30 protein-coding genes are annotated in these 25,333 nt (G+C 36.1%); 11 read left to right on the top strand and 19 right to left on the bottom strand.

Features of this window, described 5'->3' with window-relative positions:
* Positions 1-46: 46 nt before the first annotated feature.
* From ACFSQJ_RS00235 to recR, 12 genes are all read right to left on the bottom strand, one after another.
* Positions 47-1,531, bottom strand: a complete 1,485-nt coding sequence (locus ACFSQJ_RS00235; protein ID WP_377764740.1) for a sulfatase family protein — start codon at positions 1,529-1,531, stop codon at positions 47-49.
* A gap of 92 nt (positions 1,532-1,623) precedes the next feature.
* Positions 1,624-2,580, bottom strand: a complete 957-nt coding sequence (ftsY, locus tag ACFSQJ_RS00230; RefSeq protein WP_377764739.1) for a signal recognition particle-docking protein FtsY — start codon at positions 2,578-2,580, stop codon at positions 1,624-1,626.
* A 102-nt stretch (positions 2,581-2,682) separates the two neighbouring features.
* Positions 2,683-2,835: a DUF4295 domain-containing protein gene (locus tag ACFSQJ_RS00225; RefSeq protein WP_350291264.1), complete on the bottom strand. Its 153-nt coding sequence runs from the start codon at positions 2,833-2,835 to the stop codon at positions 2,683-2,685.
* Positions 2,836-2,872: 37 nt separating this feature from the next.
* The gene (rpmG, locus tag ACFSQJ_RS00220; RefSeq protein ID WP_377764738.1) at positions 2,873-3,055 is read right to left on the bottom strand and encodes a 50S ribosomal protein L33; all 183 of its coding nucleotides are present in this window, start codon (positions 3,053-3,055) and stop codon (positions 2,873-2,875) included.
* Positions 3,056-3,068: 13 nt separating this feature from the next.
* Positions 3,069-3,305: a 50S ribosomal protein L28 gene (gene rpmB / locus ACFSQJ_RS00215; RefSeq protein WP_377764737.1), complete on the bottom strand. Its 237-nt coding sequence runs from the start codon at positions 3,303-3,305 to the stop codon at positions 3,069-3,071.
* A gap of 72 nt (positions 3,306-3,377) precedes the next feature.
* Positions 3,378-4,625 (bottom strand): competence/damage-inducible protein A, encoded by a 1,248-nt coding sequence (locus ACFSQJ_RS00210; protein WP_377764736.1) that lies wholly within the window; start codon positions 4,623-4,625, stop codon positions 3,378-3,380.
* Positions 4,626-4,709: 84 nt separating this feature from the next.
* On the bottom strand, positions 4,710-5,048 hold the full coding sequence (locus ACFSQJ_RS00205; protein WP_377764735.1) for an Hpt domain-containing protein: 339 nt from the start codon (positions 5,046-5,048) through the stop codon (positions 4,710-4,712).
* A complete protein-coding gene (locus ACFSQJ_RS00200) occupies positions 5,048-5,659 on the bottom strand; it encodes a fumarylacetoacetate hydrolase family protein (protein WP_377764734.1) in 612 nt (203 codons plus the stop codon). Before ACFSQJ_RS00200 ends, ACFSQJ_RS00205 begins: the two co-directional genes overlap by 1 nt.
* Positions 5,660-5,681: 22 nt before the next feature.
* On the bottom strand, positions 5,682-6,590 hold the full coding sequence (locus ACFSQJ_RS00195) for a carboxypeptidase-like regulatory domain-containing protein (RefSeq protein WP_377764733.1): 909 nt from the start codon (positions 6,588-6,590) through the stop codon (positions 5,682-5,684).
* A complete protein-coding gene (locus ACFSQJ_RS00190) occupies positions 6,590-7,366 on the bottom strand; it encodes a 3'-5' exonuclease (RefSeq protein ID WP_377764732.1) in 777 nt (258 codons plus the stop codon). The genes ACFSQJ_RS00195 and ACFSQJ_RS00190 overlap by 1 nt, the downstream gene beginning before the upstream one ends.
* 94 nt (positions 7,367-7,460) lie before the next feature.
* Positions 7,461-8,819 (bottom strand): dihydrolipoamide acetyltransferase family protein, encoded by a 1,359-nt coding sequence (locus ACFSQJ_RS00185; RefSeq protein WP_377764731.1) that lies wholly within the window; start codon positions 8,817-8,819, stop codon positions 7,461-7,463.
* Positions 8,820-8,938: 119 nt separating this feature from the next.
* Positions 8,939-9,559, bottom strand: coding sequence for a recombination mediator RecR (recR, locus tag ACFSQJ_RS00180; RefSeq protein WP_377764730.1), 621 nt, complete (start codon positions 9,557-9,559; stop codon positions 8,939-8,941).
* A gap of 161 nt (positions 9,560-9,720) precedes the next feature.
* Here recR and ACFSQJ_RS00175 point away from each other — a divergent pair, with 161 nt between their 5' ends.
* Both ACFSQJ_RS00175 and ACFSQJ_RS00170 read left to right on the top strand, forming a co-directional pair.
* A complete protein-coding gene (locus ACFSQJ_RS00175) occupies positions 9,721-11,196 on the top strand; it encodes a sodium:solute symporter (protein ID WP_377764729.1) in 1,476 nt (491 codons plus the stop codon).
* 13 nt (positions 11,197-11,209) lie between these two features.
* A complete protein-coding gene (locus ACFSQJ_RS00170) occupies positions 11,210-11,446 on the top strand; it encodes a DUF1059 domain-containing protein (protein WP_377764728.1) in 237 nt (78 codons plus the stop codon).
* Positions 11,447-11,456: 10 nt separating this feature from the next.
* Here the strand turns inward: ACFSQJ_RS00170 and ACFSQJ_RS00165 are convergent, their stop codons facing one another.
* The 4 genes from ACFSQJ_RS00165 to ACFSQJ_RS00150 all read right to left on the bottom strand — a co-directional run bounded on the left by ACFSQJ_RS00165 (position 11,457) and on the right by ACFSQJ_RS00150 (position 15,295).
* Positions 11,457-11,816 carry a CoA-binding protein gene (locus ACFSQJ_RS00165; protein WP_377764727.1) on the bottom strand — a complete coding sequence of 120 codons (360 nt, stop codon included), beginning with the start codon at positions 11,814-11,816 and terminating at the stop codon, positions 11,457-11,459.
* Between the two features lie 381 nt (positions 11,817-12,197).
* The gene (locus ACFSQJ_RS00160; protein WP_377764726.1) at positions 12,198-13,205 is read right to left on the bottom strand and encodes a 3-oxoacyl-ACP synthase III family protein; all 1,008 of its coding nucleotides are present in this window, start codon (positions 13,203-13,205) and stop codon (positions 12,198-12,200) included.
* A 109-nt stretch (positions 13,206-13,314) separates the two neighbouring features.
* A complete protein-coding gene (locus ACFSQJ_RS00155) occupies positions 13,315-14,625 on the bottom strand; it encodes an ABC1 kinase family protein (protein WP_377764725.1) in 1,311 nt (436 codons plus the stop codon).
* 10 nt (positions 14,626-14,635) lie between these two features.
* Complete coding sequence (locus ACFSQJ_RS00150; RefSeq protein WP_377764724.1) at positions 14,636-15,295, bottom strand: TetR family transcriptional regulator C-terminal domain-containing protein; 660 nt, start codon at positions 15,293-15,295, stop codon at positions 14,636-14,638.
* Positions 15,296-15,676: 381 nt separating this feature from the next.
* On the opposite strand from ACFSQJ_RS00150, the gene htpG reads away from it, so the two are divergent.
* From htpG to ACFSQJ_RS00130, 4 genes are all read left to right on the top strand, one after another.
* Complete coding sequence (htpG, locus tag ACFSQJ_RS00145) at positions 15,677-17,566, top strand: molecular chaperone HtpG (RefSeq protein ID WP_377764723.1); 1,890 nt, start codon at positions 15,677-15,679, stop codon at positions 17,564-17,566.
* A 102-nt stretch (positions 17,567-17,668) separates the two neighbouring features.
* Positions 17,669-19,021 (top strand): hypothetical protein, encoded by a 1,353-nt coding sequence (locus tag ACFSQJ_RS00140; protein WP_377764722.1) that lies wholly within the window; start codon positions 17,669-17,671, stop codon positions 19,019-19,021.
* Positions 19,022-19,057: 36 nt separating this feature from the next.
* Positions 19,058-20,389, top strand: a complete 1,332-nt coding sequence (locus tag ACFSQJ_RS00135) for a hypothetical protein (protein WP_377764721.1) — start codon at positions 19,058-19,060, stop codon at positions 20,387-20,389.
* A 3-nt stretch (positions 20,390-20,392) separates the two neighbouring features.
* On the top strand, positions 20,393-20,752 hold the full coding sequence (locus ACFSQJ_RS00130; RefSeq protein ID WP_377764720.1) for a DoxX family protein: 360 nt from the start codon (positions 20,393-20,395) through the stop codon (positions 20,750-20,752).
* Here the strand turns inward: ACFSQJ_RS00130 and ACFSQJ_RS00125 are convergent.
* Together ACFSQJ_RS00125 and ACFSQJ_RS00120 are read right to left on the bottom strand one after the other, a co-directional pair.
* Positions 20,749-21,147, bottom strand: coding sequence for a hypothetical protein (locus tag ACFSQJ_RS00125; RefSeq protein WP_377764719.1), 399 nt, complete (start codon positions 21,145-21,147; stop codon positions 20,749-20,751). The genes ACFSQJ_RS00130 and ACFSQJ_RS00125 overlap by 4 nt on opposite strands.
* Positions 21,140-21,718 carry an RNA polymerase sigma factor gene (locus ACFSQJ_RS00120; RefSeq protein ID WP_377764718.1) on the bottom strand — a complete coding sequence of 193 codons (579 nt, stop codon included), beginning with the start codon at positions 21,716-21,718 and terminating at the stop codon, positions 21,140-21,142. The genes ACFSQJ_RS00125 and ACFSQJ_RS00120 overlap by 8 nt, the downstream gene beginning before the upstream one ends.
* A gap of 134 nt (positions 21,719-21,852) precedes the next feature.
* Here ACFSQJ_RS00120 and ACFSQJ_RS00115 point away from each other — a divergent pair, with 134 nt between their 5' ends.
* Positions 21,853-22,203 carry a DUF6249 domain-containing protein gene (locus ACFSQJ_RS00115; RefSeq protein ID WP_377764717.1) on the top strand — a complete coding sequence of 117 codons (351 nt, stop codon included), beginning with the start codon at positions 21,853-21,855 and terminating at the stop codon, positions 22,201-22,203.
* A 60-nt stretch (positions 22,204-22,263) separates the two neighbouring features.
* Positions 22,264-22,896 (top strand): MOSC domain-containing protein, encoded by a 633-nt coding sequence (locus tag ACFSQJ_RS00110; RefSeq protein WP_377764716.1) that lies wholly within the window; start codon positions 22,264-22,266, stop codon positions 22,894-22,896.
* 53 nt (positions 22,897-22,949) lie between these two features.
* Here ACFSQJ_RS00110 and ACFSQJ_RS00105 read toward each other — a convergent pair whose 3' ends face one another.
* Positions 22,950-23,336, bottom strand: coding sequence for a hypothetical protein (locus ACFSQJ_RS00105; protein WP_377764715.1), 387 nt, complete (start codon positions 23,334-23,336; stop codon positions 22,950-22,952).
* 222 nt (positions 23,337-23,558) lie between these two features.
* Here ACFSQJ_RS00105 and ACFSQJ_RS00100 point away from each other — a divergent pair, with 222 nt between their 5' ends.
* The 3 genes from ACFSQJ_RS00100 to ACFSQJ_RS00090 are packed head-to-tail and all read left to right on the top strand — an operon-like array spanning position 23,559 to position 25,325.
* On the top strand, positions 23,559-24,428 hold the full coding sequence (locus ACFSQJ_RS00100; protein ID WP_377764714.1) for an AraC family transcriptional regulator: 870 nt from the start codon (positions 23,559-23,561) through the stop codon (positions 24,426-24,428).
* Complete coding sequence (locus ACFSQJ_RS00095) at positions 24,428-25,027, top strand: alpha-ketoglutarate-dependent dioxygenase AlkB family protein (protein ID WP_377764713.1); 600 nt, start codon at positions 24,428-24,430, stop codon at positions 25,025-25,027. Before ACFSQJ_RS00100 ends, ACFSQJ_RS00095 begins: the two co-directional genes overlap by 1 nt.
* 19 nt (positions 25,028-25,046) lie before the next feature.
* The gene (locus ACFSQJ_RS00090; RefSeq protein WP_377764712.1) at positions 25,047-25,325 is read left to right on the top strand and encodes a TIGR03643 family protein; all 279 of its coding nucleotides are present in this window, start codon (positions 25,047-25,049) and stop codon (positions 25,323-25,325) included.
* The last annotated feature ends 8 nt before the right edge of the window (positions 25,326-25,333 follow it).

The following is a 25,333-nucleotide window of genomic DNA, read 5'->3' as shown; positions in this document are numbered from 1 at the left end:
AACTTAAAAGTTTTAGGCTATTGAATGTCACCTTATTAAAGTTTTCTTACTTGCTATTAGTGGCATTAAACATCTCTGCCTTAGAAGGTCTAGGCCGTATTCTGGCATCGGTCGGTAAACCGGTTTCCCTATCAAAATCATCGGGAGTTCTTGTTTTTGGCAATACATCTTTACTTTTCTTTCTAATGTAGGCCATTCGTTTTCTCAAATCGTTTAAAGCGGACTTATATTCTGGAAGCATTGCTAAATTATTGAGTTCATTAGGATCTTTGGTGACATCATACAGTTCCTCTTCAGGACGTGGTACGATAAAACATCGCATTTGAGCCTCGTTTAAGAGGTTAGCATCTTTTTGTTCTAGCATACTTTGATACGTAAGTCCTCTAAAAGCGTCCGCAGAAGGCGTATTTGGTAAATCTGGATAAAAATTACGAATGTATTTTAGACTATCGGTTCGAATGGCCCTTGTATAATCTTCATAATCATGCCAATGGTCTTCGGCATAGATTTCTTGATGCACGACAGTATCCAGATTCTTTAGCATTGGTGAAAAATCCAAACCTTCAAATTCATCTAAAGCTTCTAGTCCCGCCATTTTCAGAAAGGTTGGGGCAATATCGATTGCGCTTACCAAATTTTTATTTCTAGTGCCAGCGACTACGTTCTTTGGCCATTTTACGATCCACGGGGTTTTTATACCACCTTCATATAAGGTAGTTTTGTCTCGTGGAAAAGGTCTTCCATTATCTGAAATGAATAGAATCATAGTGTTCTCCGATACCCCTTGTCTATCAAGTTCAGCCACCACATCACCAATATATTTATCCATCCTGGAAATTTCATCATAGTATAAAGCCAAGTCTTTTCTGACTTTTGGAGTATCTGGAAAATAAGGTGGTACTATAACCTTTTCAGGACTGTGGGGTTCATCAATTACCCCCTCATAATAGGGTCTATGAGGGTCTACTGCAGCCAACCACAAGAAAAAAGGAGTTTCTTCTTTTCTTGCTTTTACTAATGAAACCCATGATTCGCAACCGCTTCCGTCGCCATTTAGCTTTTGTTGCTTACCATCGGCTCCCAATTGAAATCCGGCAGTTCCGACTTCTATAATGGAATCAAAATGATTTTTAACAGCATCTCCCAAGTGATACTTACCGCCCAGACCGGTCCAGTACCCAGCTTTTTTCAATTCTTCGACGAAGGTGCGATGCCCCTCAGGTAGAGGCCAATGTAACTGTTCTGCATCTGTATTATGTGGATACTTCCCTGAAATAATACTTGTTCTACTTGGGCTACATGAGCTTGTATTTAAAAAGGCATTGGAAAAAAGCATGCCTTCTTTTGCCAGCTTATCAATATTTGGAGTTCTAATGACAGGGTTTCCATAGGCCCCACTGTCATTCCAATTCATATCATCTGCGATGATAAGTACTAAATTTGGTCTTGAGGTTTCTTCTTTGGGCTTCTCTTTGCAAGAAAAAAAGGTAAGTACTAGGCCTAAACTGAAAAGTATTCTTTGCAGATTCATAAATACCGATTAAAAAATTATACCTACAAAATAGTTCTTGAAGACTATTGTAGCCCACTAGGTATCACAACTTTAACCATATGTTCTGCATTTTACAGCTTAAAAAAAGAATCTACGAACTCATATTTATTGAACACTTGCAAGTCTTCAATACCTTCACCTACCCCAATGTATTTTACCGGAATTTGAAACTGGTCCGAGATACCTATAACAACGCCACCTTTGGCAGTACCATCTAATTTGGTAACGGCCAATGAAGAGACCTCCGTAGCCTTTGTAAACTGCTTGGCCTGCTCAAAAGCATTTTGACCAGTAGAACCATCTAAAACCAATAAAACCTCATGTGGAGCATCTGGTACTACCTTTTGCATAACCCGTTTTACCTTAGAGAGTTCATTCATCAGGTTTATTTTATTGTGTAGTCGGCCAGCGGTATCAATAAGTACAACATCGGCGTCATCTGCAACCGCAGAATTTAGTGTGTCAAATGCTACAGAGGCAGGGTCGCTGCCCATTTTCTGTTTTATTATGGGCACATCGACTCGATTTGCCCAGACTTCTAATTGGTCGATTGCGGCTGCCCTAAAGGTATCACCGGCACCTAATACGACTTTTAGACCTTTGTTTTTAAATTGATTGGCCAACTTACCGATAGTAGTTGTTTTGCCTACTCCATTTACACCGACCACCATGATTACGTGTGGCTTATGCGTTTTGGGTAAAGTAAAATCAGTATCCTCACCAACATGGGTTTCAGAAAGCAATCCTGCGATTTCTTCACGAAGAATCTTGTTCAATTCTTCAGTACCCATGTATTTATCCCTAGAGACACGTTCTTCAATGCGCTCAATAATTTTAAGGGTGGTGTTTACACCAACATCAGAGGTTACCAAAACTTCTTCAAGGTTATCAAGCACTTCGTCATCTACCTTTGACTTTCCGGCAACTGCCTTGCTCAGCTTGCCAAAAAAGCTGGTCTTGGTCTTTTCTAAGCCTTTATCCAGCGTTTCTTTTTTGTCTTTGGAGAATATATTTTTAAACAGACTCATGATGTGTTTGGTTGAAATTCAAAGATAGGAAAGTACCGTGAGTTTTATAAACTAAAAAAGCCACTCCGTAGAGTGGCTCCTATGTATTTTAATATTGTTTGACTATTGTTTAGACAACCAATCGTTTACCAATTCTGGTGACATTACAGATTCTACAAAAGTATAGGCCCCAGTCTTCGGAGACTTTACCATTTTGATAGCTTTTGTCAATCTTTTTGAACTTCCCTGTAGTGTTGCTACTGTCTTCTTTGCCATGGGTATTGTACTTTACGTTTCTATAAAAACAGAAACCTTACTTAATTTCTTTATGAACGGTCATACGCTTAAGAATAGGATTGAATTTTTTAATCTCCAATCTATCTGGCGTGTTCTTTTTATTCTTCGTAGTTATGTATCTAGAAGTACCTGCCATGCCTGACTCTTTGTGCTCTGTACATTCTAATATAACTTGAACTCTGTTGCCTTTCTTTGCCATTTTCTAATACTTTTTACTTAACAAAACCTTTGGCTCTTGCATCTTTTAAAGCAGCATGAATACCTTTTTTGTTAATTATTTTGATTCCTTTTGAGGAAACATTAAGCGTTACCCACTTATCTTCTTCAGGGATATAGAATTTCTTCTTAGAGATATTAACGTCAAATCTTCTCTTCGTTTTATTGATGGAGAAGGAAACATTATTACCAAACATCACCTTTTTACCTGTAACTTCACAAATTTTGGACATCTGCCTAACTTTTGAGTGATTTTATTGAGGCTGCAAATTTAGTTATTTCTCTTAGACACACAAAATTAAAGTTCAGAAATTTAGAATTTCTTTCTGTAATAATTCAAAAGCTTTATTTACAGACTTTTGAACGATTATTTCCCGATGATTTCCCATGGTAAATTTTTGGGCAAAACTGCGCTCAGGGGAACTTATGGCAATAAATACCGTACCGACCGGTTCTTCAGAGTCTCCTTTGGTCGGGCCTGCATTTCCCGTAGTGGCTATCGCGAAATCTGTACCTAGCAGTTGTTTTGCATTGCGGGCCATAGCGACCGCAACTTCTTCACTAACTACAGAATATTTATCCACAAGGTTTGCATCTACTCCGAGAAGGTTGATTTTTGTCTCTGTGGCGTAACTTACTACCGTACCCTTATAATATTTTGATGCCCCCGGAAGTGCCGTTATTTGCTCCGCAATTTTGCCTCCGGTAAAACTTTCTGCTGTAGCCAATGTCATTCCCTTTTCCGTTAACATATTGGCAATGCTGGCTTCTATACTTTCATCTTCTTCCTCTCCGTAAATAATGTCACCAATTAATGGATAGAGCTTTTTTGCTTCGGACTGGATGAGCTCTTCCAGCGTTTTTTTATTCTTGCTCTTACCGGATAAACGAAGTCTTACTCTACCCAAACTGGGTAAATAGGCAAGCTTTATCGCTTCGGGAAGGTTATTTTCCCAATTCTCAATTTTTTCAGCGATCGCACTTTCTCCAAGACCGTAAGTCATAATCGTTTTGTGCACAATATGTGGACGTTCGTATTGCGAAATAATTCGTGGTAAAATTGCCGATTTGATGATATTTTTCATCTCAAAGGGAACACCAGGTAACGAAACAAAAGAAGTCCCATCCTTTTCCATCCAAAGTCCGGGGGCGGTACCAAATTCATTTTTTAGTACATCTGCCTTGGTCGGCACCAATGCCTGTTGCCTATTTAAATCAGAAATTGGGGTGGAAATGTATTTGGCAAACAACGTTTCTATATGTTCTAAGACCTTTTTATTTTGTACAAGGTTGTCTTCGAAATACTCGCATAGGGTGTGCTTGGTAATATCATCTTTTGTCGGGCCTAAACCACCTGTGACTATTACGACTTGTGAGCGCGTATTCGCTTCAGCAAAAGCCTGCAAAATATGTTGCCTATCATCTTGTATGGATGTAATTTGATATACAGAGACTCCTATTTTATTGAGCTCTTTAGCAATAAATGCTGAATTTGAGTCAACTATTTGTCCGATAAGAATTTCATCACCAATCGTTATTATTTCTGCTTGCATATAACGCATTTAAGCTTGAAAACGCTTCAAGATACTCAGCAGCAAAAGTAACTAAAAAGGGAGTTTGGTAAATGAATTATCGTGTTATACCTGGAAGTCTTTATGAAGTTCGGCAACGACCTGTTCCACATCTTTCTTCAGTAAAGGGAACTTTTCTTCTATGATTGCCAAATTGTCTTCACTTTTACCTAATGTTTCAATTTCCAAAGCGGTAGCACGCGTCTGTTCCATACCCAAAAGATCCACATTTGGCTTTATTTTATGAGCCATCTTATAGACCTGCTCGAAATTTCTTTCTTCGATAGCCTTTTCTAAATTTTGAAGATCTTCTGGGACCTCTTCTAAAAAAACGGTCACTACGGAAATCACAAAATCTTGATCCCCCTCGGCCATCTCATTTATTTTATCTAGACTATATATCATTAGCGAACATTGATTGCAAAAAAATTCTCTTCTTCAATTCTTCCTTCAAGGTAGTCATTTGCTACAACTTTACCAACACCGGCCGGAGTGCCAGTATAGATAATATCGCCCTTTTTCAGCATAAAATAGGTAGATACATGAGCAATTAAAGCGTCTATCTTCCACAACATCAAGCTAGTATCACCTTTTTGTACGATTTCCTTATTTTTTAACAAGGAAAACCTTAATTTGTCTAAATTTTCGTACTTTTTTTTGTCAATCCACTTACCAACCACTGCGGCGCCATCAAATCCTTTCGCTTTTTCCCAGGGCAAACCTTTAGCTTTTAACTCAGATTGTAGATCGCGAGCAGTAAAATCTATACCCAAACTTATTTCGTCATAGTATTTATGGGCAAATTTTTCATCGATGTGTTTCCCGACTTTTTTAATCTTCACAAGTACCTCAACTTCATAGTGTATTTCATTCGAAAATTCAGGAATATAAAAATCTTGCCCCTTGGGCAAAATGGCCGAATCGGGTTTTATAAAAACAACCGGTTCTGTTGGCCTTTCATTCTTCAATTCATCAATGTGGGCAGCATAGTTTCTGCCGATACAAATTAGTTTCATTTGCTACACGTTATTGTTACGTCTATTCTTTAGCGACTTTGATACTTATTGCCGGAATAAAGTTTTCTGTATTGTTCTTTGATTTTACCTTAAAGTCTTGCCATTCACCCATTCCGTAAATCATCACTTTAAAGTTTTGATTCTTGGTGTACATTCCTCCAAAAGTCGGCGCAAAACGGTCCTCTAAGCGCTGTTTGTTGGTAAGTTGGTCTTTTTCATCTTTATTATACCAATTGTAGGGTATAAAAAGCCATTCTAAACCAATATAGATACCTTCTTTGGGGACTTTTATTTTTAAGGATGATACATCAATAGAAGTATAATCATAAGATTTCAGTGATTCAAGAATGATGCTCTTTTGCACCAAATCCCTTTCCGGTTTTTTAGTATGTGGGTTTACACTGTATAAACGTAACCTAAATTTAGCACGTTCTCTGGTAAATTCATTTTTCTCCCTAAAAAATACCGTAACCGTCTCCAGATATTTTTTACTTGCCCCGATATTAGGAAAGTAAAGTGCCAAAACCCAAGGTGTGGAAGAAGAATCGAATCCACTAGTAATGCTATAACTTGAAATAGGGTTAAGTACCTGTGCTTCTCCCAAGTTTTTGGCAACTACAACTTCTTCCAACTCAAAAGTAGCCTCTACCATTTTAAGAAGTTTTTTATCATATAGCCGTTGTGCTAATAAAATGGTGTCTTTATAACCTAATGAAGAAACGTGTATCTTTTTCTCTAGATATTCTTTGGGGATTTCCAAAGCGTATTTTCCTTCCTCTGTAGTAGATGTTCCTGTTAAGGTGTTTAAAAAACTAATGTTTACATATGGTATAGGTTCATTGGTCTTAGCATCTACAACCCTACCATCAAAATCAATATTCTGTGAGAAGCAGAATACCGAAAAAAACAAGAATAAAAATGTCAATCGCATTAAGTCAACTTATTATTTAGCTTGCTCAACTTCAATTGCGTTAGCACTTTTTTAGTATAAAGCGGAAAATCGGCATTCAGGATCCAACCAAAATAACCCGGCTCTTTCTCCAATACCTCATCTACTGTTTTGCCCTTGTGCTTACCAAAGGCAAAAGTCGGATTGTCGTTTTCATCAACCCCTATAAAACCAGCAAAATCTAATGATTGTTTGCGCGTAGTGAATTCAGAGAGTTTCTTAACATTATTTTCCAGATCTGGGTAGCGGTCTAGTTGCGATAGCAGTACTTCATAAGTCGCCATGGTATCTGCTTCTGCACTATGGGCATCTTCCAAATCTTTATCGCAATAAAACTTGTAAGCCGCACCTAATGTTCGCTTCTCCATTTTATGGAATATGGTCTGCACATCAACTGAAACCATATGCTTCATATCAAAATCTACCTCTGCCCTAAGCATTTCTTCAGCCAATAAAGGAATATCAAAACGATCAGAATTGAAACCCGCTAGGTCACTATCCTTAACCATGGTATAGATTTCTTTTGATAATTCTTTAAAAGTTGGTTCGTTGACCACCTTTTCGTTTGAGATACCATGAACTGCAACAACCGCAGGAGGAATATCCATCTCTGGATTAACCAACCATGTCTTGCTTTCCTTATTTCCGTTAGGAAAAACCTTAAGAATGGAAATTTCTACTATTCTATCTTTGGCTACATTGACCCCTGTAGTTTCTAAATCGAAAAAGCAGATAGGTTTCGTTAAGTTTAATTGCATTTTGGAATATCATTTTCCACAAAGATAGGTCTTCAATAAAAGTCACCTAGTAGATGCAATAAAATTTAGTTCGAATCAGTATGGAGCAACGTTTCTAAATCTCGCGATTCACATCCCATGACTCAAGGTAATCGGCCACTGTTTTAATAAACATACCGCCCAAGGCACCATTTACCACTCGATGGTCATAACTGTGCGACAAAAACATTTTACTGCGCACCCCTATAAAATCACCTTCGGGAGTTTCAATTACAGATGGCATCTTACGAATAGCACCTAAAGCCAATATACCTACTTGAGGTTGATTGATTATTGGAGTACCAAAAACACTACCAAAAGTACCTACGTTTGTTACCGTATACGTACCATCTTTAATCTCATCAGGTTTAAGGGCATTGTTTCTAGCACGATTCGCCAAATCGTTTATTGTTTTGGCCATGCCCACTAAATTCAATTGGTCTGCATTTTTGATTACAGGAACAATTAGATTACCATCGGGCAGAGCTGCTGCCATACCTAGATTGATGTTCTTCTTCTTGATGACATTGTCGCCATCCAATGAAACATTGATTAACGGAAACTTCTTTATGGCCACAGCAACGGCTTCCATAAAAATTGGTGTAAAGGTCAATTTTTCACCCTCACGTTCCTCAAAGGCCTTTTTGACTTTATTTCTCCAATTAACCACATTGGTGACATCTACCTCAATAAAGCTTTGAACATGGGCAGAAGTAGATACACTTTCTACCATATGATGAGCTATCAATTTGCCCATTCGAGATAATGGTATGATTTCATCTCCACCTGAAACTTGTACCGTACTTGTTTTTGGAGGACTAGCCACCGGAGCAGTTTTTGGAGTTTCTTTTACTTCAACTACCCTTGGAGCTTCCTCTTTCTGTTCTACAGCAGGAGTGCTACCATTGGAACCCCTATTTTCAATAAATGCTAGAATATCGTTTTTGGTTACGCGTCCTTCCTTTCCAGTACCAGGAATTGTATCCAATTCCGCCACGGATATACCTTCTTCTTTAGCAATATTCTTTACAAGAGGAGAATAAAAACGTTCTGAACTTGAGAAATCTTGAACAGCTGTCGCAACAGTTTCTCTTGCTGCAAAAACTTGTTGTTGAATTTGTGCTACTGGCTCTTCAGCATCAATCTCTACCTCTTTCTCAGCAGGACTTTCAACTTCGACATTTGGTGCATCTCCTTCAACTTCAATAACGGCAACCACTTCACCTACCTTAATTACATCATCAACCTCGAACCGTTTTTCAACTAAAGTTCCCTCTACTTCACTAGGTACTTCAGAGTCCACCTTATCGGTTGCAATCTCAAAAATAGCTTCATCCATTTCGATGGTGTCACCAACTTCTTTGAGCCAAGTAGTTAGCGTTGCTTCTGCAACACTCTCTCCCATTTGCGGTAATTTCAATTCAAATTTTGACATATTCTTAATTAACGTATCAATTGACCCTTATATTTTGCAAAAATAACAAAATAATGACCTTATCATTAATTTTTATGTATTAAATAACACCTCTTTCATCTATCTATTTTGATTGATAGTCAATTGGCTTTAATAGAGCTTTCAAATGGAACACGGTTTAAAATACTCCTTCCTAAAGTAACCTCATCGGCATATTCCAATTCATCTCCCACAGAAATACCTCTAGCAATCGTAGAAGTAGTTATGTCCGTACCCTCTAATTGCTTATAAATATAAAAATTAGTGGTATCGCCTTCCATAGTTGAGCTTAGCGCAAAGATGAGCTCTTTAACCTTTCCCATTTTTACTTTGGTCACTAACGAAACAATATTCAAATCTTGCGGCCCTACACCTTCCATTGGTGAAATCTTCCCCCCAAGAACATGGTACAGCCCTTGATATTGCGAGGTGTTTTCAATAGCCATTACATCTCTAATATCTTCTACAACACAAACAAGACTTTCATCACGTTTTGGGTTAGCGCATATTTCGCATAGTGCTGTATCAGAAATATTATGACAAGAACTACAAAAATTTATTTCTTCTCTCAGCTTCATTAATGAACCGGCTAAAAATGCTGTTCGTTCTTCCGGTTGTTTTAATAAGTGTAACACCAAACGTAACGCCGTTCGTTTACCAATACCGGGTAATTGCGACATTTCATACACAGCATTTTCCAAAAGTTTAGAAGAGTATTCCATTGCTGTAAAATTACAATTTTACATTTATTGGCGCCGGCAAAATATATAATACTCTGGGGCTTTGCTTAAATTAAAATTCAATTCTGTTTAAAGCTTCGTTTTGCCGTACCAAGGTAGCTTAGCTAGCTAGCTTTTTGTATTTTGCCAAACAAATAGATTTTATGTCTGCAATTCAGATATTACTGCTTATTGGAGGGTACTTTTTAGTACTTCTACTTATCTCTTACATTACAGGCAAAAATGACTCCAACACCGATTTTTTTAAGGCGGGTCAAAAGTCTCCATGGTATTTAGTCGCCTTTGGAATGGTTGGGGCCTCACTTTCTGGGGTAACTTTTATTTCTGTGCCAGGTTGGGTAGAGGCTTCGGAGTTTAGTTATATGCAGGTGGTCTTGGGTTATTTGGTGGGCTATTTTGTTGTGGCCTTTGTCTTATTACCTGTTTATTATAGACTAAACTTAACCTCGATCTATGAGTATCTTTTAGAGCGCTTCGGCCATGTAAGTCACAAAACAGGAGCTTTTTTCTTTTTTGTTTCTCGCGTTTTAGGAGCCGCTTTCAGGCTATATCTAGTAGCCATAGTATTACAGCAATTTGTATTTGATGACTTAGGCGTACCTTTTGAAATAACAGTTGTAATTTCTATAGCCCTAATATGGATATACACCAATCGCGGAGGTATAAAAACTATAGTCTGGACGGACACACTACAAACCACTTTTATGATTGCAGCGGTAATTCTCTCTATCATATTAATCAATAGCGAGCTGGACTGGAGTTTTGGCGAGTTCTTAGAATCTGATGAATTAAAAAATTATAATAAATTTTTCTTTACCGATACTCTTTTGGCTAAAAACCATTTTATAAAATCGTTTCTTGGTGGAATGTTCATTACTATCTGTATGACGGGGCTTGACCAAGATATGATGCAAAAAAACCTAACCTGTAAAAATCTTAAGGATGCCCAAAAGAACATGGTTTCTTTTAGTTTTGTATTGGTCGCCGTCACCTTTCTCTTTATGCTTTTAGGAGCTTTACTATTCATTTATAGCAAACAAAATGGAATAGCAATTCCATTAATGGATGGCGCACCAAAAACAGATTTGCTCTTTCCGGAAGTTGCTCTGAATAGCGGATTAGGTCTTACGCTTTCCATTACATTTATGCTCGGTCTAATCGCTGCGGCCTATAGCAGCGCAGATAGCGCATTAACCTCTTTGACCACTTCTTTTTGTGTAGATTTTTTAAACATTGAACAAAAATCTGAAATTGAGCAAAAAAAGATTCGCAAAAAGACACATATTGCGATGAGCCTTGCTTTAATCTTGGTTATTATCTCTTTTAAGTATATCTTAAGTCGTAATGTTATTGACAGCCTCTTAATTGTAGCAGGATATACCTACGGCCCACTGTTAGGCCTCTTTGCCTTTGGCATTTTTACAAAACACAAAATAAAGGACAAGTACGTATGGATTGTCGCAATTCTATCGGTTGTGATGATAGCAATTATTGGAAATATAGATGCCAAATTTCTAGGCGGTTATGCCGTAGGCTATGAATTACTGCCTTTAAATGGTCTACTCACTTTTATTGGCCTATGGCTCATACGGGATAGAAAGCAAAAGGCACCTCTTTAAAACATAAGAAACTATGAAAACAATGACCTGTAAACAATTAGGTGGAGCCTGTAATATTGAATTTAGGGCTGATACTTTTGAAGAAATAGCCGAATTAAGCAAAAAACATGGGATGGAAATGTTTCAAAAAAATGATGCAGCACACTTAGATGCTATGAACGAGATGAAAACACTCATGAAATCTCCAGAAGCTATGCAGGCATGGTTTCAAAACAAAAGGGAAGAATTTGAAGCCTTACCCAGCGAGTAAGATTCCTCTTTTAATATTGGCCGGTAGCTAATAAAACCAGGGTGCAGGCAACCTCAACTTGTATTCCTTTTTCTCCTAACAATTTATAAAATTCTGGGTTCTCGGTACCAGGGTTAAAAATCACTCTTCTCGGTGCCAATTTCATAATTTGATAGTAATACTCGCTTTGTCGAGAAGGGTTCATGTATAGGGTAATGGTATCTATGTTTTTAATATCCGACAAATTGGTTTTAATTTGCACCGAACCTACATATCCGGCCCTTAACCCAAATGCCTTTGTATCAATATTATTCTCCTGTAAACGGTGAATAGCTATGTTACTGTAACGATTGGTTTTTAAAGAAGCACCAAAGACTAAAGTTGTTTTCATTTGTTATTTATCTGTTAAACTAGGTTAAAAGTCGTAACGATTTACGAAAAATATCGTCTATTGGTAATAGACTTAAAATTTTAATCATTGGTAAGACTGTATTTTTTATAGTTAATGGTTAGTGTTTAGTATAGCTTATCAATGACAAAACCCTGACTTCTTTATTGGAGTCAGGGTTCTTTTTTTAAATGCTTACCTAAAAATAACTGCAACCGCACTCTTAAAAATTGTTAAAGCCAGGTTTTAATGTAACATCATTTAGATATTGGCGTCTTTTTAAAAAGGAATTAAGGTATTGGTTTGTTTGAGATAGAAATTGGTTGGTTAGTTCTACATCAAGAAATCAATAAGAAACCCTAGTGTAAAAGCTAGGGTTTATTTTTACCATCTAATAATGGCACTACCCCAAGTAAATCCACTACCAAAGGCTGCCAGTACTACTAAATCACCGTCATTAATTTTACCTTTTTCCCAAGCTTCGGTCAAAGCTATAGGTATTGAGGCCGCAGTTGTATTGCCATAGTGCATAATGTTATTATACACTTGATCGTTCGAAAGCCCAAACTTCTTTTGTACAAACTGAGAAATTCTAAGGTTTGCCTGGTGCGGAACCAACATATTAATGTCGGAAGGATTTAATCCGTTTGTTTGCAAGCCTTCCATTATCACTTCGCTAAAACGAACTACCGCATTTTTGAATACAAATTGCCCGTTCATGTAAGGAAAATAGGATTCATCATTAGGATCATTGTCATCTATGATATCGGTTACCCATCGTTTGCCCATGCCAGGCGCAATAAGCGAAAGTTCTTCTGCGTGTTGCCCTTCGGAATGCAAATGGGTTGAAAGAATACCTTTTGAGGTATCTTCTTCTCTACTAACAACGGCAGCACCTGCACCATCCCCAAAAATAACGGATACTCCCCTACCCCTTGTTGTCATATCCAACCCTGTAGAATGTACCTCAGAACCAATGACCAAAACATTTTTGTACATACCACTTTTTACATATTGGTCGGCAACCGATATTCCATATACGAACCCAGAACATTGGTTTCTAACATCAAGGGCACCTACAGTTTTGATACCTAAATCTCGTTGCACCAAAACGCCCGGACCAGGGAAATAATAGTCTGGACTCAAGGTTGCAAAAACAATAAAATCAATGTCATCTTTATCTATTCCTGCTCGTTCTATAGCTACTTTGGCTGCTTTGACCCCCATTGTAGTCGTAGTATCTTCACCTTTTACTACATGTCTTCTTTCTTTAATTCCTGTACGTTCTTGAATCCATTCATCATTGGTATCCATTAACTTAGAAAGATCATCATTGGTTACAACATTATCAGGAACGTAATGGCCAAGACCTATAATTTTAGAATTATACATAAAAAATGTGTTTGAAACCCATTAGAGATGAGTAATTGAATCGGTAAAGTAAAAAATAAATTGATGGTACTAAAACATTCGGATTTATTTTAAACCTTGGATATTATATTTAGTCCAGATACTGTCTAAAATTATTTACCGTGACCTTGGCCTTTAAATCGTGTAAAAGATTGTAGAGACCGAAGAAAGTACGGTTCATATATAAAAAATGTTTTGAGCCGCGATTACCGTTCATTTTTCGTATTTGCTCGTCTTTGGAATAGCGTTCGCTAAGGTCCGCTATTTTAGCCCAAAAGACATCAGAACCAAAGTCGAACTCTTCTTCATGAAAAGGCGAGGTAAATAGACTTAGCATCTCTTTAAACAAGGCCGTGAAAAAGTCTAGTTCTTTTTGAGAATCTGTTGGCGTCAATATTTCAAGTTCATAAAGCTTTTCCATAAAGATTTCATCGCTATTGATGTTTTCTTTCTTCGCCAACTCAAAGTAGGGAATATAAAACTCATCTGGAATCTCTTTAATACAGCCAAAATCGATAGCGATTAAAGTATTTTCTTTACTTACTAGAAAATTACCTGGGTGGGGGTCAGCATGTACTTTTCGCAAACCGTGAATTTGAAACATGTAAAAGTCCCAAAGGGCTTGCCCTAGCTTATTTCCGATTTTTTGTGCGAACCCGGCTTTAGCAAACTCACTTAGATGAACTCCTTTCATCCAGTCCATCGTAATGATTCGTTCGCTAGAAAGTTCTTCATAATATTTAGGGAACTCCATATTGGGTATAACCGCACAGGCTTCAGTTATCTCCTTACTTTGTTTTAACTCTAAAATGTAATTGGTCTCTTCTACCAATTTATTCTCAACTTCCTTAAAATATTTATCGGAGTCTTTTCCCTGCAAGTTGAACATGCGAATGGCAATAGGCTTAACTATAGCTAAATCACTGCTTATACTTTCCGCAACCCCAGGATATTGAATTTTGACAGCTAGTTTTCTGCCATCTTTAGTGGCTTTGTGTACTTGACCGATACTCGCAGCGTTAACCGAATCACGCTCAAAGGTGTCAAAAATCTCCTCTGGAAATTTACCAAGATATTTTTTGAAAGTTTTACGGACCAATGGTGCAGAAAGCGGTGGTACAGAAAATTGAGAAAGAGAAAATTTCTCTACGTAGGCACTAGGTAGCAGGTTTTTCTCCATACTTAGCATCTGGGCTACTTTAAGCGCACTGCCTTTTAAACTTTTTAGCCCGTCATAAATGTCACCCGCATTATCCTCATTAAGCTCATCTTTACTTAAATTCGGGTTGACTAGTTTCTTACTATAGTATTTGGCATAGTTACCACCTATTTTCACACCAGTTTTTACCAATTTCCCAGCACGCTCAATCTTTCCCGTAGGTATCTTATCTAGTGTCTTCATATTTATAGTACTAAGCGAAGTTCTCTTTGTATAAAAATTTACCAAAATCGATAATACTTTCTAAGGGGGTATTATCAAAAAGATCAAATATTGTGGTAACCGACTTTTCTATTGCTAAATCAGTTTTTTCAAAACCAGCTGAAGAGTCATCTATCCAAAATTTCAGCAAAAACAAAAATTGCACCCAGGCACCCTCTGAAAATATTCTCGGACTCTGCTTTGTTATCTTTAGGGTCTTATCTGCATTACCTTCTTCAATAAGCTCCGTTGCAAAACCTTTAAGATGTGACCTTAGCTCTTTAAGTTCTCCCATCTTATCCAATAACTGTCTTTTTCCGTCCAAAGAAAAAAGTACATAACTGCGATTTAAGGTTAAAAGTTCAAAAAAGGTGTAAAAATAAGTGAGCATTTTGTCTTTGTTGCTAAAGCTACCGTACTCCTTATTTTTATTCAGAAGATCAATTGTATTGGAATGAAACTTATTCCATATCCCTTTTTGCAAAGCTTCGAAAGAACCAAAAAAGCCGTAAAATTCATCTTCTTTGATTTTATTTTCTTTACAAAATTTATAGACCGATTTCGGATGCATTTCGTGTTCCAAAACGTAATCCATATAAAATGCGATGATTTTATTTTCTGTTATTTTTGTCGTGCTTGCCTTTGTAGCCATATTCAGTTTTTTGTTAAAACAAATTTACAATATTATAAACATAGATTCTGTTAATGATCTGACAAAAAGAGAAAACGTGTTCCCTTAGCAAGAACACGTTTTCAACAACCTAACCAATAAATAAACAAACTTGTTGTAATAAACTTTTTCATAGCAAAATTTATCCTTACAACTGTGTAAAGATATATAATGTTTAATTAATTTTTAAATTAATTAAACAAAATATTTGTTAAACTTTTGAGCTTAAAAATAATTGATCCTATCCTGGTGTCAGTTTGTCACCTTTTTCGGCTGTGGTACTTTTTTTGAAAAGGGGTTTGTGAATTATAAATAAAGAAAAGTCCGCCTTTGCGGATGAAATACAATAAAATCAAAGTAATTATGGCGACAGGTAAAATTAATGTTTCGGTAGAAAATATTTTTCCGCTAATTAAAAAGTTTCTCTACAGCGACCATGAAATATTTTTACGTGAGTTGATTTCGAACGCGACAGACGCTACTTTAAAACTCAAGCATCTTACTTCCATTGGAGAAGCGAAAGTAGAATATGGCAATCCGCTAATTGAAATCAAAGTGGATAAGGATGCCAAAAAAATACATATTATCGACCAAGGCATCGGTATGACCGAAGACGAAGTCAAGAAATACATTAACGAGGTAGCTTTTTCAGGTGCAGAAGAGTTTTTAGATAAGTATAAAGATGCCGGTAAAGACGCTGGTATTATAGGGCATTTTGGCCTAGGTTTCTATTCAGCTTTTATGGTTGCTGAAAAAGTTGAGATTATCACCAAAAGTTTTAAAGACCAACCAGCCGTGCATTGGTCTTGCGATGGATCACCAGAATTTGAATTAAAAAAGGCTAAAAAGGAAGATAGAGGTACTGAAATTGTGCTTCATGTTGCCGAGGATTCAACTGAATTTTTGGAAGATTCTAGAATACGTGAACTTTTGACCAAATACAACAAATTTATGCCTATTCCGATCAAGTTCGGAACAAAAACAGAAACACTGCCCAAGCCAGAAGGTGCAAAAGAAGAAGACCCAGCTCCTACCAAAGAGGTTGACGATATTATAAATAATCCAAACCCTGCATGGACAAAAAAACCTGCAGATTTAAAAGATGAAGATTATAAAGGTTTCTACAGGGAACTGTACCCCATGCAGTTCGAGGAGCCATTGTTCAATATTCATTTGAATGTAGACTACCCATTTAACTTAACAGGCATTTTATACTTCCCTAAGTTGACCAATGACCTCAACATTCAAAAAGATAAGATACAATTATATCAGAACCAGGTATTCGTTACCGATAATGTCGAGGGTATAGTGCCAGAGTTTTTAACCATGCTACGTGGTGTAATAGATTCTCCTGATATTCCCTTAAATGTATCACGTTCTTATTTACAAGCTGACGGTGCCGTTAAAAAGATTTCATCTTACATTACTAAAAAGGTAGCTGATAAGTTAAGCTCACTTTTCAAGAATAGCCGTGAAGACTTCGAGCAAAAATGGAACGACATTAAAGTAGTCATTGAATATGGTATGCTTTCTGAAGATAAGTTCTTTGAAAAGGCCGACAAATTTGCCCTATATCCGACCATTGATGGTAAGTACTTCACTTTTGAAGAGCTAGAGGCTAAAATAAAGGATACCCAGACCGATAAAGATGACAAGCTGGTTATTCTTTACGCATCTGACAAGGAAGCACAACACAGCTACATCGAAGCTGCAAAAGCAAAAGGTTATGAAGTATTATTATTAGACTCGCCTATTGTACCTCATCTAATGCAAAAATTAGAGACTTCGAAAGAAAAGATTTCTTTTGCCCGTGTTGATGCCGACCATATCGATAATCTTATCAAAAAAGAAGACACCACTATTTCTAAACTTTCTGATGAAGAAAAAGAAAAGTTAAAAGGTGAGATTGAAAAAGTAATTGACCCATCTAAAGGTTTTACGGTGCAATTAGAAGCGATGGACAGCTCGGCACAACCATTTATCATCACTGAGCCAGAATTTATGCGTAGAATGAAAGATATGCAGCAAACAGGGGGCGGAGGAATGTTCGGTATGGGTAATATGCCAGATATGTTCAACTTAATCGTTAATACCAACAATGAACTGGTAGGTGAAATTTTAAATACCAAAACAGCTAAGAAAAGGGAGCGACTCATTAATCAGTCTTTAGATTTAGCTCGCTTATCCAAAGGACTTTTAAAAGGTGAAGAACTTACTAATTTCATTAATCGTAGTTACGATATGATAAAGTAATTAACTCAAACCCAGTCTGAATTTTAGCCTATAAAACGCTCATAGCTTCTATGAGCGTTTTTTTATGTAAAAGCTCTATATTAGAACATCAATAAACCAACCATGAGCAACGATTACAATAGTTCTTCTTTTAAAAAATTGCTTGATAAGCTTCAACAAGAAAGTTGGCAGTTAGAATTACTGATATCAGGTTTTGCCATTTTTGGTCTTTTTCAGGTAATGAATCCGCTTAAAGAAGAACTAATGAAGGCCATTGGCAATGATGACTTCATTTATCGTTTTTTTATACAAACGGTATACCCCGCACTTAGTATTTTACTGGTGGTGCTTTTGGTGCATGTGATTTTGAGGGGTGTATGGATCGGGGCTCTTGGACTTAGATATGTTTCAAATGAAATTGACTATGATGAATTGCAATACTCCAAAAAATTCACGGACCACCTTACCAAAAAAGTAGGTTCTTTTGACAGGTATATATCGCGATTAGAGAATATCTGTAGTACCCTATTTGCCATCGCTTTTTTAATGATATTTTACTTTATGGCATATATGCTAATAATCGGTTTCTATATTCTAGTCAGTAATTTAGTAGAGCTTACCGATATTTTCAGCAGTGAACAGCAGGTTATTTTTAATGTGTATTGGGCATTCTTCTACTTTTCTTTTGCTTTGCTCATTTTTATAGATTTCATAGGCATGGGCATCTTAAAGAAAGGTAATTTAAGACCAAAAATTTATTATCCCGTTTATCGTTTTTTCAGCATCATAACCCTTTCTTTTTTATATCGACCTTTGGTCTACAATTTTTTAGATCAAAAAAGAACCAAATGGTTAGCTACTTTTATTTTACCTGCCTATTTACTTATCAGCTTCTTACTAAGTTCTTTCTCAAAGCAGCATTCCAATTACTTAACTACCACTGGAGACTCAAGTGCCATTTATGCCAATAAAGGCAATTACGAAGATGTTATCGACAATAGCGAAGATTTAATTGATTTTGCCACGATACCCTCAAAAATTATCACCACATCGTACCTGCCCCTTAAGATACCTTTTACCACATTTAAAGAGAATGCCGTTTTTGAAAAAGATAGCACTCTAAAGCCTAACAAAGATGAAAGAGGCTACGGCTTTAATGGAAAAAGCATGTCGATTCCAGGATTAACCCTTTCTATAGGCAACAATAAAGACGTAGAACAACAAAAAAAATACTTGAATGTGGTAAATAATATGTACGAAGTACTTATTGATTCAACCATAGTAGAAAAAGAGTTCATTTACACGACAAATTCAAATGGGCGGCTTCAGTTCGAAACCTTTTTGGATATATCGACAATAGGAAAAGGGAAACATCTTTTACATATTGTAGGACCAGCTGGCGATAACGAACTTTTTAAAAAGAAAATTAAAATTGACACCTTGGTAACCATTCCTTTTTGGCATTATAAAGACTAAACTTTAGTATCTTGTTTGTTAAAGTCAACCATGCCAATGAATAACGATTATAAAAGTCCTGCATTTAGAAAGCTGTTGGACTCTCTACAACAACAAAGTTGGGAACTGGAACTTCTAATTTCTGGTTTTGCCATTTTCGGGCTTTTTACAGCTTACGAGCCCTTAAAAATTGAAATGCTAAATGCAGAAAATGAAAGGCAAATCTATAGTTTCGTTGTGCATTTTATCGCACTTATTGCCTGTTCAATTTTGCTTTTTAATCTATTGCTGCACGTTATTTTAAGGGGTTTATGGATAGGTGCTTTAGGCTTACGTTATGTTTCGGGCGACATTGAATTCGATAAATTAAAGTATACCGATAAATTCAAAAACTATCTCTCAAAAAAAATAGTATCGTTCGACCGCTATATTGGTAGTCTCGAAAATTATTGTAGTGTACTCTTCGCCATTTCTTTTCTACTGATATTCTACGTGATAGCCTTGGCCTTAGTCATCATTTGTTTTGTACTGATTGCAAATTTTATTATCGATAATGAAACTCTCCCTAGGTGGATATCGCAAGGAGTTGGCATCTTTTTAATGATTTTTCTTGTTATCGGCATGCTCTTGACCTTTTTTGATTTTATTACACAAGGTTTGCTCAAACGTAACAAATGGGTAGCCAAAGTCTACTTTCCGATATATTGGATATTTAGTTTTGTGACCTTATCTTTCTTATACAGACCCTTGGTTTACAATTTTCTAGACAACAAATTCGGCAAGAGGCTAATTCTTCTATTAACGCCCATATATGTATGCATATTAATTCTTGCATCTTTTACTTATGAAAAATCTAATTATTTGGATGCGGATAGAGATTCATCCTCAATTTTTGCAAATAAAGAAAATTATCAAGATTTACTCACGGAGGAAGGAGATTTACCAGGAGAAATAGTAATTCCATCAAAAATAATCAGAACCCCCTATTTACCTGTTTTTATCCCTTTTGAAGAAAATATTGAAGATCGAATTTTTGCTTACGACTCCACCATCAAGCCTGAAAAAGACCTAAGGGGTTTATCTTCTGATATTCAAATAACCGGTTCAGGTAACAGTTGGAAAAATAGAAGACAGAGGGATAGTCTTAGAAAACGATATGTTACCCTTTTTAATGAAATCTATTCCTTTAAAATCGACACCTTAAAATTTGATTCAGATTTTATCGCCACAACAAACACTAAGGGTCAATTAGGTTTTGAGACCAATATAGACATTAGGGAAATCTCTGAAGGAAAACATCTTCTAATACTGCGCCGATTTCGAAAAGTAAAGGATACAACAGAGACCTATATCGAAGCAGAAATACCGTTTTGGCACTTTAAAGAATAATTTATGATATACCCCTGGCATCTTTACCTAATGGCCTTTATGTACGTATTTGGTGGGTTAATGCACTTTATTAAACCAAAGGCTTATATGCGTATTATGCCAAGGTACTTACCAAATCATAAGGCATTGGTTTTCTGGAGTGGAGTTGCTGAAATTGCTTTAGGCATAGGGCTTTGCTTTTCTTTTACAAAAAACATCGCTATTTGGGGTATTGTAGCTATGCTCGGCATATTCCTAATCGTACATTTTTACATGTTATCAGGCGAGAAAGCATCTGCCGGCATTCCGAAATGGGTTTTAATCCTTAGAATTCCTTTACAATTCGGGCTAATGTATTGGGCCTATTGGTATTTGCCGTTTTAGGCCAACCTATTCTCAAAGTATTTTTTTAATACCAACGTATGCAAGCAAACCATCAAACCAGATATTACAATCGCATACGTCATCGTTTTTGATAAACTGAATTGTGAGAAAAAATTAGAAGACCAAATTCCTACTTTATTCAAGTCTTTAAAATACGGATTAGAAATACCTGAAGTTATATATAGGTTAATTCCATATACAAGAAAGCCTACAACTACGACTACTGCCAAAAGAAGCATCCATTTTGGTAACAAAGGTCTATATACCAATCTTTCACTTTTTACAGAAATTGTTTTTTCCAGCACCTTTTTAGTGAAATTCAATGAAGGCGTCTCCAAAGTATCGGATACCATCAACTTATCGATAAGCTTTTCTAATTCCTCTTGGTTATCCATAATGCTTTATTGTTTCAGGGTTCAACCTTTCTTTTAATATCTTTGCCAATCTAGCTCTAGCTCTAAAGAGTTTAACCTTAACATTGTTTTCTGTTAAGTTAAGAATCTTAGAAAGTTCGTTCAAGTTTTTTTCTTCAAAGTAAAATAATGTAAGTAAAGCACTATCACTTGGTGACAGCAAGCCTATACATTGTTTCAACACCTTTGACTTTTCTTCTCTTTCAATAGCATCTAAAACTGTACTCAAATCAGATATTTCTACACCCGATATTTCATCGAACGACTTTATTTGTTGCACTTTTTTTATTTTTTTAAGCCTATCCAAACAACTGTTGTAGGCTATTCTATAAATCCAAGTAGAAAATTTAGAATCTCCTTTAAAGCTTTTGATAGACTTAAAAACCTTAACAAAAGTGTCTTGGGTCACTTCTTCTGCTTCTTCTGTATTTTTCAACATTCGTAACGCCACCGTAAACACCAAATTCTTATAGTTATCCACTAGTTTTGAAAACTCCTGCGAATTACCATTAATTATTAATTGAACATTTGGTTGGTATTGGTTTTGTTCCATTTAATCCATAAGACGAAAATATTGCTATTAAGGTTACATAAATTCAAAAAAACTTAAATGGGTGTAACCTTTTTTGAAAAGCTATCGTCATAAGGGCAAATGAGTTTATTAATCAATTAAAAATCGAAACAATTATGGGATCAGAATTAATCATTATACCAATTTTCTTTGGTGCAATTTTCGGAATAGCCTATCTCTATTTCTCAACACGAAACAAAGAACGACTGGCCTTAATAGAAAAAGGTGCCGATGCAAGTATTTTTGTAAAGGGCCGAGATAGCAGAACAGCGCCTATTTGGAAAGTATTGTTGTTAAATCTTGCCTTACTATTAATAGGCATAGGTCTCGGAATATTTTTAGGCTCACTTTTGGAGGCTCTCGGTTTTGATGAAGATGTGGCTTACCCGGCAACCATCTTTTTTATGGCAGGTATTGGTTTATTTGTTGGATTCACCATGACAAAACGTTTAGAAAAAGAAGACTAACCCGCTAAACATTAACATGAAAAACCATCACAAATGTGATGGTTTTTTTATTTTCATAAGATGAAAGTTGTCTCTACAAACATTGGTAAACCGACCAAAGTATTATGGAATGGCGAAACCATAGAAACCGGAATTTATAAGTATCCCGTAAATGAACCTATTTTATTACAAAAAGAAGATGTAGCAAAAGATGCTGTTATAGACCGAAAACATCATGGCGGAATTTACAAAGCATGCTATTTGTTTTCGGCCGATAACTATGATTTCTGGAAGAAAAAATACCCCAATCTTGATTGGGACTGGGGGATGTTCGGAGAAAACCTAACAGTTACAGGGTTAGACGAATCCAAAATTAGAATAGGGAATATCTACAAAATTGGCACGGCACTGGTACAAGTAACACAACCTCGTGAACCGTGTTTTAAGCTAGGTATTCGTTTTAAAGACCAAAACATATTAAAACAGTTCATACATAATGAAAAGCCCGGTACTTATGTTAAAATTTTAGAAGAAGGCACCGTTACCAATGATGCCGACCTGAACCTGGTTGAACAATCTGTAAATGCACTGACAGTAAAACAATTTTATCAATTACTATACATGCGAAAAAAGGATAGTGCTTTAGTTGATTTAGCTATTAACAATATAGCCTTACCACCACATAAACGAGAAAACCTAAAAAGATATACATAAAAAAACCTCAACTTGAGATTGAGGCTTTTTAAACTGAATAAAAATTAACTAAACTATTTTCCTTTAACCACCACACTTTCTTGGAAAGTTTCTTTACTATCAGTAATAACTACAGTGTATTTATCTTCAAAGGCATTTTCAAAATTAAAGGCCTTTTCAACGACCACCGCATTTTTTATTACTTCTTTAAATACCACCCTACCCTCACTATCAATAACTGTAATAATTACTTTTTCTTTATCAAGATTTAGCAGGTTCATAAATAATTTGTCGCCTTTTCTTTTAAAAGTTGGGTCAAAATCAAAATTGATGATGTTCTTTTCAACTTCGTTCTTAGAAATTCCTTTTTTACCGAATTCTTTTTCTGGTCCGTTGGCCATACTTAAAGTTGAACTTAATAATATGGCTGCTGCTACTGAATTTTTTAAGATTGTCTTCATAACATGTTGTTTTTAAGATTTGTAATTAATTTACATTGCAAATTTAAGTCCGTTTAAAGCTTCCAAACTACCACAGGATTTTCCAATTTATGTTTAATTTTAACCCAGACTATTACAACTTGTTACATTAAAGGTAATATTGTATATATTTCAGTTAATTTTGCATAGATTCAATCTTAAAGACCTTACTAATTTTACTATAAGATTGAAAAAATGAACGTGATGAATCAGAAACCTACTTTTGAAGCTATCGCCCCAGATTTCGGAAAGTCTTTCACTTACCAAAGATTTGATGAAAACAAATTGAATGCCAATGCCGGATGGCACTTTCACCCTGAACTGGAGCTAGTATACATTAATGGAGGCTCAGGTAAAAGACAAATAGGTAGCCATGTCTCTTATTTTAGAGATGGAGATTTGATTCTAGTGGGGTCAAACCTACCCCATTGTGGTTTTACCGACAAATTAACTGGCAATAAAAGTGAAACGGTGGTGCAAATGAAAATTGATTTTTTAGGGAATAACTTTTTTGATATCCCTGAAATGAAAAAAATTCAGTCCCTTTTAAATATATCTAAAAGCGGGATTGCGTTTCATGGAAAGACCAAAAAAAGGATAGGTGAAAAAATGGAGATTCTAGAGTATCAACCAGACTTTCAGCGATTGTTATCTATATTAAACATATTGAATGAATTGGGATCCTCTGATGAATTTCAAGTTTTGAACGCCGAAGGTTTTTCTATGGAGACAGAGGTTAAAGATAATGATAGGATAAACGTCGTGTTCAACCACGTCAAGACCAATTTTAAAGAGGATATCTCTTTAGAGGAGATAGCGAATTTGGTTAGCATGACCATACCCTCTTTTTGTCGATATTTTAAAAAAATAACCAATAAGACATTTGTGCAATTTGTAAATGAGTATCGTTTGGTACATGCCTCAAAATTGTTGGCCGAACAACCCATTAGTATTACCGAGGTATGTTTTGAAAGCGGTTTCAATAATTTCTCACATTTCAATAAATCGTTTAAGGCTTTTACGGGGCAGAATCCTTCTGAGTATCGAAATCAATTAAAAACCGTTCTGCAATAATGGCTCAATTATTCGATAAAGAAATTAAGTTTGACTTGCCCGATTCAGATATAAGTTACTACCCCAACTTTATTGAAAAAACTATTGCTGATAACTATTTTTATAATTTAAAGAAAACTGTTCCTTGGCAACAAGATGATATCAAAGTTTTTGGAAAAGTCTACCCGCAACCCAGATTAACTGCATTATTTGGCAACAATGGCAAGGCTTACTCCTACTCCAATATTACCATGCACCCAAAGCCTTTCAGCAAGGAGCTACAAGAGTTGAAAAAAAGCATAGAATTAGTGGCCATGACCACTTTCACTACTTGCCTTCTTAATCTTTATAGGGATGGTAAAGACAGCAATGGGTGGCATGCCGATGATGAGACCGAACTAGGTGAAAATCCGGTAATTGCATCTATAAGTTTGGGGCAAGAACGCTTTTTTCATCTTAGACATAAAAATGAGAAACAGCTTAAACAGAAAATACTTTTAGAGCATGGAAGCCTGCTATTGATGAAAGGCGAAACCCAGCACTTCTGGCAGCATCAAATACCCAAAACTGCCAAACCGATTACAGAACGTATTAATCTTACCTTCAGAGTGGTCTATTAATTTGTAGCTTTGTAATGCTATGAAAAAAGAATTTACAGAAAGAGAATTAGACCGCATAATAGAAATGGCATGGGAAGATCGCACCCCTTTTGACGCGATTACCTATCAGTTTGGCATATCTGAACAAGAGACTATCGAAATAATGCGTCGCGAAATGAAACCCAGCAGTTTCAGAATGTGGCGTAAACGTGTGCAGGGCAGAAGCACCAAACATTCAAAGCTACGTACTGATGAAATCAATCGGTTTAAATGTTCGCGACAAAGAAATATCTCTGGCAATAAGGTTTCAAAGCGTTAAAAAACGTT

The sequence above is a fragment of the Croceitalea marina genome (assembly GCF_042684265.1).
In the GTDB taxonomy this organism is placed as follows: Bacteria; Bacteroidota; Bacteroidia; order Flavobacteriales; family Flavobacteriaceae; genus Croceitalea; species Croceitalea marina.
The sequence above is the reverse complement of the archived record's forward strand: the minus strand, read 5'-3'. Positions and strand labels throughout refer to the sequence as shown.